Raw genomic sequence first — 17,872 nt, forward strand, 5'->3', positions numbered from 1 at the left:
GATAATGAGAGTAACCAGCGCCGAAAAGATAATGGTGATACGCCAGGCACTACTCTGATATGGCTTAATGCCCTTGACGGAGGCGATAGCCAGCACCTCGAACAGTCTCGATCAGCTCACCAAAACCTAACTCTTCAAACTTACGTCTGAGCTTAGCGATATGTACATCGATAACATTAGTACGTGGATCGAAGTGATAATCCCAAACGGCTTCAAATAATAAGGTTCGGCTAATCACTTGATTAGGATGTTCCATTAGATATTTCAGCAGCTGAAACTCTTTAGGCTGCAGCATCAACTCAGTACCATCTAAGGTCACTTTACGAGTCAGTAGCTCCATCACTAAATTTCCCACAGATAACTCAGTCTCTGCTGGCTGAGATTGACCTCTTTGCATCAGCTTCTCTGCGCGGACAAGCAGTTCTGAAAACGCAAATGGCTTAGTCATATAGTCATCGCCACCAGCACGTAACCCTTTCACACGCTCATCAACATGACTCAATGCGGAAAGAATCAACACAGGTGTCTGGCTTCCTGTCGCTCTAAGCGCAGCAAGTACCTTTAAGCCATCAAGCTGAGGTAACATACGGTCGAGAATTATCAGGTCATACTTCATACTTGTCGCAAGCAACAACCCTTGATGGCCATCGCTAGCCGTCTCAATATTATGTCCTTGCTCAATAAAGCCTTTAACCACATATTCGATGGTGGTCGCATCATCTTCAACAAGTAGTATCTTCATGATATTTCATTAATCCCATTTAAGCAGAGGTAGAGGGCGCAGACTCTCAATATCGAATGCAATTTTGCTCTTACCATTTTCATCGATTAGCTTAAGCTCAAGGTAGCTAATACCTAAATCATGATCTAATTGCGCTTCTAGAATATAGGCCTGTCTCGCTGACATCGCTTTATTCACTAAGCTAGAAAATGAGAGCGATTTATCTTCCATTAAATTTACAGCAATCAGCTCGTCACGGTCATCAGCCTCTAATGACTCAACCTGCTGCTTTACCAAACGTCCATCTTTAGCTCTGAACTCAAACTCAGTAATGGTTTTGAGCTGAGTATCTATAATACTCAGCTCATAGATTAGTTCGCCATTTTCAACATCAATTTCAAATTCGGCAACCGTTCCAGGGTACTCAGTTTCGACTTGCTGTAAAAATGCCTGCGGAGTGAGGTTACTCTCATCAGAAAGCAGTGTCATGATGGAGTCTTCTGCCCAAGCTGCTGCAGAGATACCTGAAGCAGAAAACAGCACTAAACTAGCTAGCCAACGAGCCATGGCTCCTCCAATAAAACTTATGATGCCGATATATTATCGTATTAAATCAAAAACAGTTAATTCAATTGTACTTACAAAATATCTATCTTTAAAACCTTGCTATCCAACTCACACATTGTCACTAGACGGAACAAGGGCTTCTTGATAGAGAGTCTTAGCTATTCGGAAACCAAAGCGATACTGTCAATTTCGATTTCAATACCTTGCCACTCGTCATCCACTTCACCTTTGAGCGTCACGGTAGTATCACTTGAAACCTCGATATCACGCCATAAGGCATCATCTATCTCAACTTCTACATCGCCACTCGTATCGCGAAACAGATATTTCTCATCACCTAGACTCTTAACTAAGTGCCCAGTCAGTTCAACTGGGGTATCGTCTTTCGCCTCACTAGCATCCGCAGCGGTTTTAACGTGAGAACTGACGCCAGGGCCATTGTACGCAGCAAAGGCTGGCAGTGTGAGAACACAGGATAGAATAATTGAACCAGTAAGTTTTTTTGGCATATCTTGATCCCCTTTTAAATTAATAGCAATTCTAGGCTGATGACTATAAAGCCCAGATGGAATCAAGATTAATGTTTGATCATAAATAGAGCGCCACACTATGGTTAAGCAGGTTTTAGTGTTAATTAACTACTCATGGGGCTGATGCGCCTCTAAGATATGAATAAGCTCAGACTTAAGCGCAACGGTTGTTTCAACGCCTTTTTCCAATTTGAGCTTTTTGGCGAGATGTAGCGGTACCTCTGCATTAATTTTATGGCGAACCCCCTTCACACAGGCAATGATCCTGACGCTCTCTCCCATGGTAAGCATAGATTCGATTTTAATATCTAATTTATTGAAACTACGACACAGGCGACCTTTGGTGATTGAGTTAAATCTGACACCTTGATTGGGAATAACCCAACGCACTTTAGTGCCGATATCAATCTGTTCAAAATAGGTACTCGCGATGAGGTGCTCACCAAACCTCAGCCAGGTTATCTGTCGCTCCTCCTCCTGCGCAACCACATGAGCATCAAAGATATTTCTCAGCCCCATCTGCTTAGCCACGGCCTCATTATGGGGACGAACTAATACCTCATGGGGCTTACCTTGCTGCAGTAGCTTGCCTTGACTGATCAAGATCATCTTGTCGGCCAGCAAAAGGGCTTCATTGAGATCATGGGTCACCATGATAACTGGGATAGCAAGTTGCTCTTTGAGCCTAGCAAGCTCCAAGTAGAGGCGTTCACGGGTTTCTCTATCTACCGCCGAGAAAGGTTCATCGAGTAGTAATACCGACGGCTCACGAGCCAAGGCTCTGGCAAGGGCGACTCTCTGTCTTTGACCACCTGACAGGTTGGCTGGCAACCTATCCGGTAATCCATGTAAATTAACCCTTTCCAGCCACTCTTCTGCACGTTTTTTACGTTCAGATTTCGGAATATGATCCAGCGCCGCCATCACGTTTTCAATCGCGGTCAGATTTGGAAACAGTCCAAAGTGCTGCGGCACATAGCCTAAATGGCGTTCTTGCGGGGATAAGCTGAGCCTCTTGTCACTGTCATACCAGACTCGGTCACCATAATGAATGTCACCCGATTCAGGTTGATTCAAACCAGCAATCATTCTAAGTAAGGTTGACTTACCACCACCAGATGGGCCAACAACAGCCAAGACTTCCCCTGCTTTACAGGTAAATTCGGCATCTAGCTTGATATGTTTTTCTTGTTTAATTCGGCAATAGAGATCAGCTATATCTTGCATCTGTAACTCCCTTGCACGCGCCTAAAGTGACGATCAAAATCAGCTGTGTCTTGAGCCATGGGCATTCCCTAGTCTTCTAGACATACTGGTTGTCAGTGCAAGTACAGTAATGGCAAACAGCAGCAGTACCAAAGACATCTGTCCGGCACTGGCAAAATCAAACGCCTGCACACTGTCGTAAATAGAGATAGCAACGGTTTTAGTTTCACCAGCAATGTTGCCACCCATCATTAGAACCACACCAAACTCTCCTAAAACATGAGAGAAGCACAGTACTAGCGCGGTTAGCACACCAGGCCAAACCATAGGTAACTCTATTTTAAACAGCACCTTTAAACGGCTCATGCCGCAACATGCAGCAGCATCTCGTACATCTTGCGGTACCGCTTCAAAAGCACGTTGTATCGGCTGAATAGCAAAAGGGATATTAACGATAATGGAGGCCACAACCAGTCCTGAAAAGTGAAATACCAGCTGCTGACCTAAAACCTGCTCAAGGAATCGCCCAAGCCAAGACTGACTACCTAGACCAACCAGCAAGTAATAACCAATCACCGTCGGCGGCAGCACTAATGGCACCATGATCAAGGCTTCGACCCAGGACTTACCTGTAAATTGATGGTAAGCCAGATATCTGCTTACCAAAATAGCGAAAGGGATCAAGATTAAAACGGTGACACTACTCAGCTTTATGGATAACCACAGCGCTTCCCAATCCATAGATTAATGACCTATATCAGCAGTTTTATCCGCTTCTTTTTCAACTTGAGGTAAACCAAAGCCAAAGTCAGAGAATATTTTTCTCGCACTGTCTGATTGAATATATCTATAGAAATGCTTGGCTGTTTCACCGGCTTTCGGAGTCAACACCATACGCTGATTAAGTGGCGTATGCAGCTCTTCAGGTATTACGACGTAGTGACCCATCTTCTTAAACTGCGGGGCTATCGCTAGTGATAAGGCAATAAGACCGCCTTGTGTTGAGCCACTTACTGCAAATTGGGCAGCTTGAGAAACATTTTCCCCGAAAATCAGCTTAGGTTGAATGCTATCCCATAACCCCAGACTTTCGAGCACCTCTTGAGCTCGCTCACCATAGGGAGCATGGTCAGGGTTGGCGATAGCGAATCGCTGTAGGTCACCTGATTTAAGCAGCGTTTTGACCCCTTCAAGCTCTGCATCTAACTTGAGTGGTGAATAGTTAGGTGCTGCAATGGCCAATCTACCCACTGCATATCGAACCCCTTCATCACTAATCGCCTTAGATTGGCTAAGCTGGTAAATATACTTCTCATCGGCGGAGAGAAAAAGTTGGAATGGCGCGCCATGCTTAATCTGAGCAACAAAGTTTCCTGAGGAGCCATAAGAGATCCTCACCCTTTCACCCGTATCTTGGGTAAACTGACTGGCAATCTCATCAAGAGCAAACTTAATATTTGATGCCGCCGCGATAGCAGGAACATCATTACTCATTACGGGTGTTGCAACTAAGCTAGCAATAGATACAACACAAGTAGCGAACCACTTTATCCAGCGCATCATTCCCTTTCCTTTAACTCAATAAAATCAAACTGAAATTACTTTTTATCCCACATCTTAGCGGCTTGTTCGTCTGCATCTTTTGCTTCGACCCAATTCGCGCCTTTATCTCCAGCTTCTAGCTTCCAAAATGGCGCCTTAGTCTTAAGAAAGTCGATCAGGAACTCACAGGCAGCGAAAGCAGCTTTACGGTGCATACTCGTAACGCCAATAAACACGATCTGCTCACCCAGTGTCATCGTTCCAACGCGATGGATAATCGTGACATTATTCAGAGGCCAACGCTCACGAGCTTCTACAGCAATTTGATTTAACACAGCCTCGGTCATACCGGGATAGTGTTCTAACGTCAGATCGGTAACGACACTGCCATCATTAAAATCACGTACCTTGCCCACAAATGTCACAACAGCACCATCACTGTTATCACCTGCAATCAATGCATACTCTTCAGGGACACTGAAGTCAGCAGTCTGAACTCTTACTTCATTTAATGCTGTAGCCACATTAACCTCCGGTTACAGGTGGAAAGAATGCAACTTCATCACCATCCTCAACAGGTGTATCCCAACCACTAATCGTCTGATTAACTGCAACTAAAAGCTTATCTGAAGCCAATATTTTGCCCCATTTATCATCTTTAGCTGCAAGTTGAGCACGCACGCCTTCTGCAGTCGAGGTTAACTCATTTGCTTCTACAGCAAGGGTACTTTCACCTAAAAGCTCACGAACCTGAGCAAAAAACAGAACATTTATCATCTTTCAATACCTTAAAACTGGAGCCGATTACGCCTTGAAATGACCTGACTTACCACCACGCTTCTCAAGCAAGCGAGTCTGGGAGATCACCATATCTTTCTGTACCGCTTTACACATATCATAAATCGTCAGCGCGGCTACTGAAGCGGCTGTTAATGCTTCCATCTCTACACCCGTTTTACCCGACAATTTACATAGGCTGGTAATACGAACACGATTTAGGTCAGGCTGCGCCTCAAGCTCAACTTCAACCTTAGTTAGCATCAGTGGGTGGCACAGCGGAATGAGATCCGATGTTTTTTTCGCTGCTTGAATACCTGCGATACGTGCAGTGGCGAACACATCACCTTTATGGTGACTGCCGCTCATGATCATCTCAAGTGTTGCTGGTGCCATCTCAATGAAAGCTTCAGCTCTTGCTTCGCGCTCTGTAACCGCTTTTTCAGTTACATCAACCATATGGGCGTTGCCGTCAGCATTGATATGGGTAAATTCACTACTCATCGATTTAAACCTTAATCTGTTTATTCTGTATAGATAATGCCTCACGAGGCACTATTTCAGTTGATTCAATTTACTCACCTACCCTCTATTTCACATGCAGCACTTAGCGACATGGGCAAAAGGCATAGGCATTCAGCTCTACTCACCAACAGGCTTCTTTACATGCATCACAAAGTTACATGGACGGTGGGTGGCATCGAGTTGCTCTTTAAGAATTTTTGTCCATCCAGTACGGCAAGCACCTGTAGAGCCAGGCAAACAGAAGATAGCCGTTTGATTGGCAAAACCACCTAATGCTCTAGACTGAACAGTAGACGTCCCTAGCTCAGTAAAAGTAATATGGCGAAATAGCTCACCAAAACCTTCAATCTCTCTATCAAAGAGTGGTTTTACTGCATCAGGGGTGTTATCTCGCGCCGTAAAGCCTGTACCACCTGTAGTGATAATGACCTGAACTTCATCATTAGCAATCCACTGTGAAAGCACTGAGCGGATCTGATACTTATCATCTTTAATCAGCTTACGGTCAATCAGGTTATGGCCCGCTTCAATCAAATTATCTTCGAGAAATTGCCCTGAAGTATCTCGACTCAAATCTCTGCTATCGGATAGGGTTAATACAGCAATATTTAACGGAACAAACTTACTCGTTGTACAGTGGCCCATAATGACTCTCTGCTTGGTAGTAATTCGAAAAATTGAGATATTATACCTATGACCTAGGCTAAGGTTTTTGCACTAGGTCATGATACGAATGTAAATCGTTGCTCTACAGTGACAGCTGGAGATGATTCAAACAGTTAACTTCTAATCGACGCTAAATGTTGAGTCACACCGTCATAATGCTCAAAGTTAGTGGTTTCTTTTTCCACAACTTGAACCTCTAACCTTTAGCCTCCAATCGAYGCTAAATGCTGAGTCACGCCGGTTATACCATCATGAAGGAAGTGCGTTTCTTTTTTAGCAGCAAGCTGACCATGAAGGCGCTCAACAAGCTCAGACCTTTGATTCTCATGCTGTAAAAGGTCTCTGAGATCGACACCATTTTCGGTGAACAAACACAGGTGAAGCTTACCATTGGCCGATACACGTAGCCTGTTACAACTGGCACAGAAATGTTTGTCGTAGGGCATGATCAGACCGATACGCCCTTTATGATCATCTCGGCTAAAGTTTTGCGCAGGGCCATCGTCAGCCGCTGCGACATCTAGACTCCAGCCATCAGCAACGAGCTGAGAGCGAATATCAGCACCAGCAAGGTGGTGGGCTTTAAAGTAGTCATGACCTAAACCCGTTTCCATCAATTCGATAAAACGAAGATCTATAGGTGTATGTTTAATCCAATGCAAAAACCTAGGGAGGTCTTTATCATTTAAGCCCTTCAACAACACGGCATTGATTTTGACTCGCTCGAAACCCGCTTCGAGTGCCGCATCAATACCCCGCATAACCTCATCAAACTTATTCTCACCAGTGATCTGATAAAACATACGTGGGTCTAAGCTATCAACAGAGACATTAATACGTCTCAAGCCAGCGTCATACCACTCTTTTGCATGCTTCTCTAACCGATAACCGTTTGTCGTTGTAGCGATAGTCTTGATTTTATCATTATCGGCAACAGCCCGAATAATATCGGTAAAATCACGACGCAAGGAGGGCTCACCGCCAGTAATGCGGATTTTTTGCGTACCTACTTCTGAGAATGCACCCACGAGATTTTCAATTTCACTAAGCGCAAGAAATTGAGAGCGACCATTAGGGCGGTAGCCATCAGGTAGGCAATAAGTACATTTGAAATTGCAAACATCAGTCACTGACATTCGCAAATAGTGAAACCTTCGACCAAATTTGTCTTGTAGTTGAGACATGATCACCTTTCCAAGTAAGGGGAGGTGTGATCATTTCTTTTCACACCCCGGTGGCGTTATTGCCACGGCTTAAAGTCCTTATCTGATGACGTAGGACAAAAAGCTCGGAGAACCGTCAGTGAGTAATTATAGGTGCTTTTGTCTTCAATCCCTAGTTATAAAGGTGTATTTATTGCTCATGATCATTCAAGCGTTAACATTCTGTGACACTGCTCACACCATTTATCGCATTCATAGAGACAAATATCACCGTTTATTCTCTGTGCGATTACGTAAATATCAGGTATGGTGGGGGGAACGATTAAAACACCCGTTTAACGGGGAAATGTGACCTAGAGGTGAAGTGATGGAACGCGAATCGATGGAGTTCGATGTCGTCATAGTGGGCGCAGGCCCTGCAGGCTTAGCAACCGCATGTCGACTAATGCAGATATCTCAAGACAGTGGCAATGAGCTCACTGTTTGTGTTGTAGAGAAAGGCTCCGAAGTCGGTGCCCATATTCTTTCAGGAGCCGTCTTCGAGCCCAAAGTGCTCGAAGAGTTGTTCAGTGACTGGAAAGAAAAAGGCGCTCCACTACACACTCAGGTTACTGAAGATGAGATCTATATGTTGAGTTCAGAGCAGAACTCTCGTCTGATGCCAAACGCTCTTGTACCTAAAACCATGCACAACGACGGTAACTACATCATCAGTGTCGGTAACCTCTCACGTTGGTTAGCTGAGCGCGCTGAAGAGCTAGGAGTCGAAATATTCCCAGGCTTCCCTGCCAGTGATCTGCTTTATCACGAAGATAACAGCGTAAAAGGGATCATTATTGGTGATATGGGTGTCGGCGAAGATGGTCAACCTAAAGATGGTTATGAGCCAGGTATGGAGCTTCACGCTAAATACACCATATTTAGTGAAGGTTGTCGTGGACACTTAGGTAAACAGCTCATCGAAAAGTTTCATCTAGATAATGGTAAGACACCACAACACTATGGACTTGGCTTTAAAGAGATTTGGAAGATCCCAAGTGAGCAGCATGAACAGGGCAAAGTGGTTCATACCGGTGGCTGGCCACTGACCGAAGGCGCCTCTGGTGGAGGCTTTCTGTATCATTTAGAAGATAATCAAGTTGCAGTCGGCCTGATTATCGACCTTAACTACAAAAATCCACATCTTAGTCCTTTTGATGAGTTTCAGCGCTATAAAACGCATCCCGTTATTGCTAAGCATTTAGAAGGTGGAGAGCGGGTAAGCTATGGTGCACGCGCAATTACTAAAGGTGGATTGAACTCGCTACCTAAGATGACCTTCCCGGGTGGTTTGATCATTGGTTGTAATGCCGGCACGCTAAACTTCGCTAAGATCAAAGGCACTCATACTGCGATGAAGAGCGGCATACTTGCCGCCGAAACCATTGCCCATGCTTTTCAAGCTGGTGTCGATGGTGGTAAAGATCTCAACTGTTATAACGAACGCTTCGAGAAAAGCTGGTTACAGGATGAGCTTCATAGTTCACGTAATTTCGGGCCTGCTATGCACAAGTTCGGGACTTACCTAGGTGGCGCATTTAATTTTATCGATCAAAATTGGTTTGGTGGTAAGTTCCCTATTACCTTGCGAGATGAGCAGCCAGATTATGCACAGATGGCAGAAGTTGGTGCCTACAATAAGATTGATTACCCTAAGCCTGATGGCAAACTCAGCTTCGATAAACTGTCATCGGTTTACCTGTCTAATACTTTCCATGAAGAGGATCAGCTCTGCCATCTTCGCCTCAAAGATGCACGTATTCCTATCGATATCAACTTAGTGAAGTTCGATGAACCGGCACAGCGATATTGTCCTGCTGGCGTCTACGAGGTCATCGAAGAGGAAGGTGAAAACAAGTTTGTGATTAATGGCCAGAACTGTATTCACTGTAAGACTTGCGATATCAAAGACCCTAGCCAGAACATCACTTGGGTCACACCAGAGGGCGGTGGCGGCCCTAACTACCCTAATATGTAATTAGCTTTTTAATACGCGCCGTTAACGGCGCGTTTTTTATGCTAAATATCATACAAACTTGTAAAAAACAGATTGCACTTAAGCTAAAAAATAACCATAATCGCCGCCTCTAATAAAAGCGTTACTTAAATATCTAAACGCTTAGTCAGTATCCTACAAAACAATCTAAGCATTCAGCCCCAAAGCCGATTGCATGAGATCCCCTGTTCACAACAGCATTGAAGCCACTATTTAGAACAAGAGTTTAGAACAAGAGAAATGTTTATCGTCTGTAAGGGCTACGCTAACAGAGCCCATTAACAACTTTATCATTCTGTCACTCAAGCCTAAATCACTCGCTTCAGACACAAGCAAGTTGCACAATATGAAACTAAATATACTGACGATCAAACAGAAGATATTACTCACGGTTACGCTTGCCGTACTGCTATCCACCATACTCGTTGGTGTCCTCAGCCAAAGAAGTGCAAAACAGGTCATTGAACAACGTATGTTGAGTTCTGAACTGCCAAATATGTTACTGCAGATCCGCAACAAGGTAGAGATTGATATCTCAAGCCTTATGAATGCCGCCGAGCAGCTAGCCAACAGCCCAATGTTACTGCAATGGCTTGAAAACGACAGACCACAATCAGATGAAGCCTTAGTCGTTAATCAACTAGAAAAGATCACTCGCCAATACGATCTGGTGCAAGCATCCTTCGCCGATAGAGACAGTGCAGCCTATTATACTCAAGATGGTTTCTTAAGAGAGTTAACCCCAAGTCAGGACGCCTGGTTTTTTAACTATAAAAATAGTGGCCAAGAGCGCATGCTCAATGTGTTCACTGAGTCTAATGGTGAAGTTAAGCTATTTATCAATTATCAACAGCCCTATGGGCGTGGTTTAGTCGGTTTAGCTAAGTCACTAGATGATATGGTGAACCTACTTAACTCCTTCAAGATTGAGCAAAGTGGTTTTGTTTACCTGGTCGATGCCAGTGGCGAAGTAAAGTTACATCGTGATACGTACCAAATTGGCAGAAAGCTCAATAGCATTTATCAAACGCAGACGAGCCAACTCCTTAATAAAGGTGAGTTCACGCTAACTAAGACTGAGCTTGATAACCAAACCATGCTGGTAGCAAGTAGCTATATCCCCTCTATGGACTGGTATTTAGTGGCTCAAGTGCCTGAGAGTGAAGTTTTTGCCATGCTCGAAGAGTCGGCATATCAGATCCTCATCTGGGGTTTAGTTATTGCACTCGTACTCATTGCGATTGCAGTATTTGTCGCCAGCTCTATTAGCCAACCTATCTCTAAAGTCGCAAATATGCTGCAAAATATCGGTGAAGGAGAAGGCGATCTTCGCCAACGTCTACCAGTGAAAGGTGATGATGAGCTCGCTCAGCTAGCTAAGGGCTTCAATAGCTTTATTAGTAAGATCCAGTCATCGATTATTGAAGTCACTGAAACCAGTGAGCAGTTGAGTCAATCGGCGAAAGATGTTGCCAGCCAAGCCCAACAAACCTTAAACGATAGTCAGTTGCAGAAAGATCAGACCTTGATGGTGGTTACAGCCATTAATGAGATGGGCGCTACCGTTAATGAAATTGCCGGCAATGCAGCACAAGCAGCTGAAACGGCGAAAGAGGCCGATAGCGAATCCAATACAGGCCAGATTGTCGTTACTAGTGCCCGTGAGACGATTAACCAACTATCGAATGATGTTGAACAGGTTGGTGATGTGATTGAATCCTTAGCCACCCACACGACCTCAATCGGCAGCATCTTAGATGTGATCCGCGCAGTCTCAGATCAAACCAATTTACTCGCACTTAATGCGGCTATTGAAGCAGCAAGAGCAGGTGAAGCGGGACGTGGGTTTGCGGTTGTCGCTGAAGAGGTGCGCGATCTTGCCTCAAGAACAGCAGCATCTACCGATGAGGTGCAGCGTATGATCGACAACCTGCAGTCAGAAGCCGCACGTGCTGTCGATGCGATGACCCAAAGCCGAACTCGCTCATTAGAGGGGGTAACTGCTGTAGATAAAGCGAGTCAGTCACTGTCTGGTATTAGTGAGCAGATTGGTCATATTACAGATATGAATATTCAGGTGGCAGCGGCGACAGAAGAGCAATCCACTGTAGTAGAAGATATTAATCGTAATGTCACAGAAATTAACGATATCACACAAAGAACAACTGATACCGCTCATGCTGCAGCGAATGCTAGCCAATCGTTGAATCAACTGGCCAGTCGTCTCGATACATTAGTCGCTGGGTTTAAGGTGTAATACCAACCACCACAAATACTTGATCATTCTTACTGGTTAAAACCGCTGATAACAGCCTTAAGTTCCTAGGTGCTAGTACCTAGGAACTTCGGCACGATATTGATCAGCCTTAATTGCGGGCTTTTAAAAACTGTATTGATAAGGGGTATTTATAGCAGACCCCTTCACTGGCCTTCATCGCTGCAATGATGGTCAATACAATATCAATAATTGCCAGTAATCCAATAAGGATAAAACCGATACCAACAAACATGAGTACAAAACTCACCATCACCCAGATTAGCATGCTTATCTTAAAGTTCAGGCAGTTACGACCACACTCATCGACAAATGGGATCTCATCACGCTTCATTAACCAGACTATCAATGGGCCAAGTATGCTACCGAAAGGGATCAAATACCCAGCAAAACTAGCGACATGCACCACAATGCCCATATTTTTGTCATCTTGGCTAAGCGCTTGTATCTGATCTTCTGCTTGTTCTGTCACTCGATTCTCTCCTTGAAAAATAACTTAAATAATACTGTAACGTGAATACGATATTAAACTGGGCCGATGAGACGCATCTGCCAATCTTCAATTTTTTTACGCTCAAGCCTGCGCTGTAAACTGTTGACCCAAGATGCAGCCAACCCCTCACATGACGCCAGGCGCTCATAGCCTTGCTCATCAAATTCGGTCGAAAAATAGAGGGCCATAGCCTGTCTAACACTGATATCTGTACGGCGCTCTTTAAGGGAAATACTATCACTCAAGTTAATCACCCCAGGCTCCAAGACTCTATAAAACCAACCACATAAACCGCTTGTCTGCATAGCTAGGGCAAACTCTTTATGGCCAAACTGAGTATTTAGCTTAAAACAGGGCGATCGCGGCTGTGTGACTTGTAGCTCTACTTCACCAATTGTGATGATGTCACCAATATTCACTTGGGTCTCATCTAAACCTACACTGCTAATATTTTCGCCCATTGCAGGGGCATCTCTAAACCCCGTCATCATGTCCCAGCGGCGATATTGACCATAATGCTCCCGTGGAAAGTGATGTAAAACTCTATCGAGCCCACCATGATGTTTGGGATCTGCCTGTCGGTCACCACTGACCTTATCTAATTCGACGATAAGCGATGCTGAAGATCTTTTATTAGCTATACCACTACTAATACCAGATGTTTCGCTAAACTCTTCCCCCACATATAAACCTGATAAACGCTTAACCATTAATTGTTTCAACATCAAACTACCCTTAAATGATTTCAATATCATAGGCTAATACAAATCTTAACCACAGACTATCACCATTTTTTGCTTCCATGGGTGTAAAGCCTAATCGTTCCAGTAGCTTTATTGAGGCTTGATTATCTCTCATAGCATTAGCCACAAACTGCTTTACGCCATACTGCTGAGCACCTATTTTGAGTGCCGCGCAAGCAGCTTCATAAGCAAAGCCCTTACCCCAGGCCGATTTAAGTAGCCTAAAGCCTAAATCCACTTCTTGAGTGATAGGATCTCGTCGTAAACCACAAAACCCAAAATATTCCCCCGTCACCTTATCTATCAGTGACCAGCGACCAAATCCATGCAGCTCATACTCGGAATAGGTTTCAATAAATTGTTCAGACTCCTTAACGGAGTCAAAAGCGACATCACCAGTAAAACGAACCACTTCAGGATCTGAATTTAATAGATAAAAGCTTTTGGCATCTTGCGGACTAAATTCACGCAAAATAAGCCGATCAGTTACAGCAACCTGCTTCATATTAAGCCTATTTTTTAATGGGATAATACCACTTGATCGCGCCCGCTCTCTTTCGCTTGATAAAGCGCCGTATCAACCCGATTAATGAGCTCTACAGCCCTCTCATGTGATTTGTACTGAGCAATACCACAACTCACTGTCACACTGAGCTCATGCTCATTAACCCGAATTTTACGCTGTGAAATTGCCCCTCGGATACGCTCACCGATATCCGCAGCTTGGCTTAGTTCTATTTCCGGTAATAAAAGTAGAAATTCCTCACCACCCCATCGGCAAACAATATCTTGTTCTCTCAATTGATTACTAACGATATTAGCCACAGTCTTAATCACAAGATCACCAATATTATGACCATAGTTATCATTAACTAACTTAAAATGATCGATATCGAGTAAGAGTACTGAAACTAATGTTTGCTGCTGTTCGGCGTGCGCTAAGGCTTTGTGAAAATACTCCTCGAAGACTTGCCTGTTTGCCGCTCCAGTTAACTTGTCAGTCGACGCCATATGCTCAAGCTTACGTTGATAACGGCCTAAAGTGAGGTTAGCGATTATCAGTATCCCTAAGGTTACCAACAGGCTTATTAATAAGTTACCCCAGAATGTCGTCAGTAACTTTCGCTCAGCCTCTACTTCCTCCTGCTCAACCACCAGATACCACTTAAATTCTGATACTAGCCTACTGTTCAAATAAACTGTCTTGCCATCTCTTAAGTAAGTAATTGAGGCACTTGGGCTCGTTAGTATTCTGGTAGCAAACTTGTCTAAACCGGGCGTCTCTTGTAATGAACTTGCGCCTTGATACTTATCACCATTCAATGTCACACGTCCCTCGCGATCGACAAAAAATACATGGCGATTATATCTTTGCTGATAGAGCTCAATGAGTTTTTGTACCTTCTCAACAGCTAAACCAACCCCGGTAATACCTATAAAGTTACCTTCGAAATCAAAAACCTTATAATTAACATAAACAACGGTTCTATTTTTATCGGCCGAATCAGGATCGATATTGATCTCATAATTTTCAGACTTAGGCAGTGAACGCACCCTGAAATACCAAGCATCTTCAGTCGCTGTATCTTCAATTTGTTTCAAAACCCCGCTTGAGTGGTAATAGTTGCGGCTTTTTTCTGAGACAAAAAAACTGGTCACTGTGTCATATTTATCTTGGATCTCTTTTAGGTAACGAATCAGTTTACTAGAGTCTTCTTCATCGTTAATCGCCCAATCTCTAACAAAGGTATCTTGTGCCATGAGGGAGGAGATAAAGATAGGCTGTAAAAGATCTTGCTGGATTTCAGAGTAAATATTATCACTGGTCAGCGGGAGGGAGTTTTGCTCAATTTGCTCACTTAAAGAATCATGGGCGACTTGGTAACTGATGCTACTCGTTAAAACAAATGCCCCTAACAACAGAATGGTTAGTATCCATATAAACTTCTTCTTATCATTCCAAACTGTGTTACCCATACATTCTCACCCAATGACAGCATTTCAATAAGCGGTGCGTTACAAATGTAACAACTTAGTGAATACTAACCTGAAATAAGTTGTTTTGGCACCTAATTAGCTGGGATAAAAGAGAACATTGAATTCGGTGACGTTAGCAATGACATGGAAAGTCACTCACAAAATGTAAAAAAAAGCCCTGTTGGGGGACAGGGCAAACATATGATAAAAACGCATAAAACTAGCATCAAGAAGGAACACTCAATCTACCAAACTAGAATAAATCGATAAGGTTACAGTGGTATGGCGCCAAAATGAGATATTTATGACACCTAGTTAAGCGCAATGTCGCCTTTATTCGAGATATGCCTTCAACGCCTCTCCTGGAATAGAGCTTTGAGTCGCGACTGCAAATGCAGCCCATTGTGCCCCTTCTCTCATTGACTCCTTTATCGTCAATCCTGTAGTCATTCCATGGATTAGGCCTGAAGCGTAGGCATCGCCAGCGCCGGTAGTGTCAACAACCTCAGAAGGAATAGCTTCAACCCTCTCAATGCCTGCATCAGTATAAACACAGGCTCCGTCAGCACCGTCGGTAACAATAAAATACTTCAAAGAATCACCCGCAATGCTCAGACCATATTGCCATGGAGAAAGTGTACTTCTGCCTAGCATATCCGTTTTAGAAGCAATTAAAATATGACAAGGCCTTGGACGATCATCCTTTGCCAGCTGCGCAAAGACCAAACAACTTTTCAACGCTGTTTTAGCCCAACTCACAGCGCCTTCTGCCGATGAATTAAAGTAGACAGCATCCCATTGTGGCCATATAGGCGGCGCAGCTAACTCGAATATTGGCCTTTGGGGCCGAATTATCGTGCGTTCACCATCTGGGGTCATCACCAATAACATCTCGTTGGTTGTTTCTTCATGGCGCTGAATGAGCTGACACTCTATCCCTTGTGTGCTCGCCTCGGCCAACAACCAATCACCAATTTTATCTCGGCCCACCTGGCTCACTAAAGCAACCCTATGCTGTGCCCAAACTAAACCCAGCCCCGTGTTAGCGCCACCACCACCTAAACGTTGACCACCATCTTGATAATGAAATCGCCCACCAGTCTGCAAGGGTTTATCTAGTTGTAAAATACGGTCACAGTTCAAATTGGCAACCAAAAGAATATTAGCCATAAGGTTATCGCAATAATGTTGTCATAAATTGATGGTAAGGGATTTCTTGCCCTACAGCTAACGTTAATACCAATCAGTATAAGAAAGTGATCTACTCAGAACTATTTTTGGCAAACTAATTCGAGGCGAATAGATGATGCAATGGTGATCCCTTGTGAGGTTATTCAACGAAGAAATAGGCAGCCAAAAAAGCTCCCAAGGGGCGAGTTTTAGCGGTTCTGATGCGGTGTTAACGAACTTGAACGTAGAGCAACTATGCCCTACATTCGTTGTCTTGCCTCAGAAGCGCTAAACTCTCGCAGAGCGATCACACCTTTATACTGATTGGTATACAATAGCGGTAATAAAGCGCTCAATGCAGCTTCACTTTAACAGCAAGACTCAAGAAAAACTTATGATGAAATGACAAATCATTACTTAGCTAAACCATTGAGCAATAATTATTTTATTGAATTGTGAGAGGGGCAAGTAACAGTAAAGAGGACTATTTTACAATATACATGCCTTCACTCGCTGGGCGACTGAGCTTAAATCCAAACTTTTCGTACAAGGCAGGCACATCAGCCATTAAGGTGATGTAAGCCCCCTCTGGTGCCTCGCGATCTAGATAGTTCATAATCTGCTGCATCACTTCACGTCCCAGCCCTTGCCCTTGATACTCAGGATCGACTGCCACATCAACAATCTCAAAATTCAATGCACCATCACCGACAACGCGCCCCATAGCAATCGTCTGAAGCTTAGCTTTTGGACTACATACTTTAATGTGTACACCATATAAGCTCCTTGGCAGACCTTTTACAACAGCGCCTCTAGGCCTAGGAGTTAATCCAGAGATTTCCCTTAACCTGATAAAATCATCGACTTGAGCAACTTCTTGAATCACAATTAGATTAGCAATGAGCTCAGGTTTATCATTAGCCAAGTGAAGGCCTCCATTCTGAAGCTAGCATGGCATATTGAAACTCACTTCCCCAAGCACCTTTAAAAAAGACATTTTCAATGTAATGCGCTTCTTTTCTAAAGCCAACCCGTTCCAGTAGCAACCATGAAGGGACATTGTCAGCATCAGTAGTTGCTACCACTCGATGTGGTTTTAGCTTAGTAAAAAGGTAAGTCAGCAAGCCTAAAACAGCTTCAGAAGCAAATCCTTGCCCTTGAAAATCAGGCGCAAATGTAAAACCTATCTCTATCTGCTGTTCATCAATAAAATGTACAGCAAGATCGCCCAACAATTGGCTGTCTTCCGAATTATTAGATACCTTAGTTGTGATCGCTAACTGAAACCAATGACCCACTGTAGGAAAAGGCACTTTCTTCATCTCTTCAAAGAGAGACAAGGCATCTTGATAACTGTATTCACTCCAGCTCTGATACTTTGCCACCTCAGGTAAAGCGCGGTAATCAGCAAAAGCTTGCAGGTCTTGGCTTTCAAACTCACGACAGATAATACGCTCTGTCTGAAAAAGGACTTCCATATTT

20 protein-coding genes and 1 riboswitch are annotated in these 17,872 nt (G+C 43.8%); of the genes, 2 read left to right on the top strand and 18 right to left on the bottom strand.

Translation table 11 applies throughout. The annotated features are described in order from the left end of the window. Positions 1-64: 64 nt before the first annotated feature. The 11 genes from BM736_RS16100 to moaA all read right to left on the bottom strand — a co-directional run bounded on the left by BM736_RS16100 (position 65) and on the right by moaA (position 7,718). A complete protein-coding gene (locus tag BM736_RS16100; protein ID WP_076414018.1) occupies positions 65-742 on the bottom strand; it encodes a response regulator transcription factor in 678 nt (225 codons plus the stop codon). Between the two features lie 9 nt (positions 743-751). Further along, positions 752-1,288 carry a PepSY domain-containing protein gene (locus BM736_RS16105; protein WP_076414020.1) on the bottom strand — a complete coding sequence of 179 codons (537 nt, stop codon included), beginning with the start codon at positions 1,286-1,288 and terminating at the stop codon, positions 752-754. Between the two features lie 158 nt (positions 1,289-1,446). Next, positions 1,447-1,797: a NirD/YgiW/YdeI family stress tolerance protein gene (locus BM736_RS16110; RefSeq protein WP_076414223.1), complete on the bottom strand. Its 351-nt coding sequence runs from the start codon at positions 1,795-1,797 to the stop codon at positions 1,447-1,449. Between the two features lie 129 nt (positions 1,798-1,926). Next, complete coding sequence (locus BM736_RS16115; protein ID WP_076414022.1) at positions 1,927-3,045, bottom strand: ABC transporter ATP-binding protein; 1,119 nt, start codon at positions 3,043-3,045, stop codon at positions 1,927-1,929. Positions 3,046-3,084: 39 nt separating this feature from the next. Further along, a complete protein-coding gene (gene modB, locus BM736_RS16120) occupies positions 3,085-3,765 on the bottom strand; it encodes a molybdate ABC transporter permease subunit (protein ID WP_076414024.1) in 681 nt (226 codons plus the stop codon). Positions 3,766-3,768: 3 nt separating this feature from the next. Next, positions 3,769-4,587, bottom strand: a complete 819-nt coding sequence (gene modA, locus BM736_RS16125) for a molybdate ABC transporter substrate-binding protein (protein WP_076414026.1) — start codon at positions 4,585-4,587, stop codon at positions 3,769-3,771. A 35-nt stretch (positions 4,588-4,622) separates the two neighbouring features. Continuing rightward, entirely contained in the window at positions 4,623-5,090 is a 468-nt protein-coding gene (gene moaE / locus BM736_RS16130; RefSeq protein ID WP_076414028.1) for a molybdopterin synthase catalytic subunit MoaE, read from the bottom strand. 1 nt (position 5,091) lies between these two features. Continuing rightward, positions 5,092-5,343, bottom strand: coding sequence for a molybdopterin synthase sulfur carrier subunit (gene moaD / locus BM736_RS16135; RefSeq protein WP_076414030.1), 252 nt, complete (start codon positions 5,341-5,343; stop codon positions 5,092-5,094). Positions 5,344-5,370: 27 nt separating this feature from the next. Continuing rightward, the gene (gene moaC / locus BM736_RS16140; RefSeq protein WP_076414032.1) at positions 5,371-5,847 is read right to left on the bottom strand and encodes a cyclic pyranopterin monophosphate synthase MoaC; all 477 of its coding nucleotides are present in this window, start codon (positions 5,845-5,847) and stop codon (positions 5,371-5,373) included. 138 nt (positions 5,848-5,985) lie between these two features. Next, positions 5,986-6,513 carry a molybdenum cofactor biosynthesis protein B gene (gene moaB / locus BM736_RS16145; protein ID WP_076414034.1) on the bottom strand — a complete coding sequence of 176 codons (528 nt, stop codon included), beginning with the start codon at positions 6,511-6,513 and terminating at the stop codon, positions 5,986-5,988. A gap of 224 nt (positions 6,514-6,737) precedes the next feature. After that, a complete protein-coding gene (gene moaA / locus BM736_RS16150) occupies positions 6,738-7,718 on the bottom strand; it encodes a GTP 3',8-cyclase MoaA (RefSeq protein ID WP_076414036.1) in 981 nt (326 codons plus the stop codon). Further along, positions 7,706-7,840: riboswitch (molybdenum cofactor riboswitch) on the bottom strand. Its footprint overlaps the gene before it by 13 nt. A gap of 224 nt (positions 7,841-8,064) precedes the next feature. Here moaA and BM736_RS16155 point away from each other — a divergent pair. Together BM736_RS16155 and BM736_RS16160 are read left to right on the top strand one after the other, a co-directional pair. Then, positions 8,065-9,714 carry an electron transfer flavoprotein-ubiquinone oxidoreductase gene (locus tag BM736_RS16155; RefSeq protein WP_076414038.1) on the top strand — a complete coding sequence of 550 codons (1,650 nt, stop codon included), beginning with the start codon at positions 8,065-8,067 and terminating at the stop codon, positions 9,712-9,714. 364 nt (positions 9,715-10,078) lie between these two features. After that, the gene (locus BM736_RS16160) at positions 10,079-11,989 is read left to right on the top strand and encodes a methyl-accepting chemotaxis protein (RefSeq protein ID WP_076414040.1); all 1,911 of its coding nucleotides are present in this window, start codon (positions 10,079-10,081) and stop codon (positions 11,987-11,989) included. A gap of 109 nt (positions 11,990-12,098) precedes the next feature. On the opposite strand, the gene BM736_RS16165 is transcribed toward BM736_RS16160, so the two are convergent. From BM736_RS16165 to BM736_RS16200, 7 genes are all read right to left on the bottom strand, one after another. Next, positions 12,099-12,425 carry a DUF4870 domain-containing protein gene (locus BM736_RS16165; protein ID WP_076414225.1) on the bottom strand — a complete coding sequence of 109 codons (327 nt, stop codon included), beginning with the start codon at positions 12,423-12,425 and terminating at the stop codon, positions 12,099-12,101. A 107-nt stretch (positions 12,426-12,532) separates the two neighbouring features. Beyond that, a complete protein-coding gene (locus tag BM736_RS16170) occupies positions 12,533-13,225 on the bottom strand; it encodes an MOSC domain-containing protein (RefSeq protein WP_076414227.1) in 693 nt (230 codons plus the stop codon). A gap of 10 nt (positions 13,226-13,235) precedes the next feature. Beyond that, positions 13,236-13,748 (bottom strand): GNAT family N-acetyltransferase, encoded by a 513-nt coding sequence (locus BM736_RS16175; protein WP_076414042.1) that lies wholly within the window; start codon positions 13,746-13,748, stop codon positions 13,236-13,238. A 14-nt stretch (positions 13,749-13,762) separates the two neighbouring features. Further along, the gene (locus tag BM736_RS16180) at positions 13,763-15,220 is read right to left on the bottom strand and encodes a diguanylate cyclase (RefSeq protein ID WP_076414044.1); all 1,458 of its coding nucleotides are present in this window, start codon (positions 15,218-15,220) and stop codon (positions 13,763-13,765) included. 333 nt (positions 15,221-15,553) lie between these two features. Further along, positions 15,554-16,390, bottom strand: coding sequence for a PfkB family carbohydrate kinase (locus BM736_RS16185; RefSeq protein ID WP_076414046.1), 837 nt, complete (start codon positions 16,388-16,390; stop codon positions 15,554-15,556). Between the two features lie 484 nt (positions 16,391-16,874). Then, the gene (locus BM736_RS16195) at positions 16,875-17,315 is read right to left on the bottom strand and encodes a GNAT family N-acetyltransferase (RefSeq protein WP_256717912.1); all 441 of its coding nucleotides are present in this window, start codon (positions 17,313-17,315) and stop codon (positions 16,875-16,877) included. Next, positions 17,308-17,868, bottom strand: a complete 561-nt coding sequence (locus tag BM736_RS16200; protein ID WP_076414048.1) for a GNAT family N-acetyltransferase — start codon at positions 17,866-17,868, stop codon at positions 17,308-17,310. Before BM736_RS16200 ends, BM736_RS16195 begins: the two co-directional genes overlap by 8 nt. Between the last annotated feature and the right edge of the window lie 4 nt (positions 17,869-17,872).

This window comes from Shewanella sp. UCD-KL12, assembly GCF_001957125.1.
Taxonomy (GTDB): domain Bacteria; phylum Pseudomonadota; class Gammaproteobacteria; order Enterobacterales; family Shewanellaceae; genus Shewanella.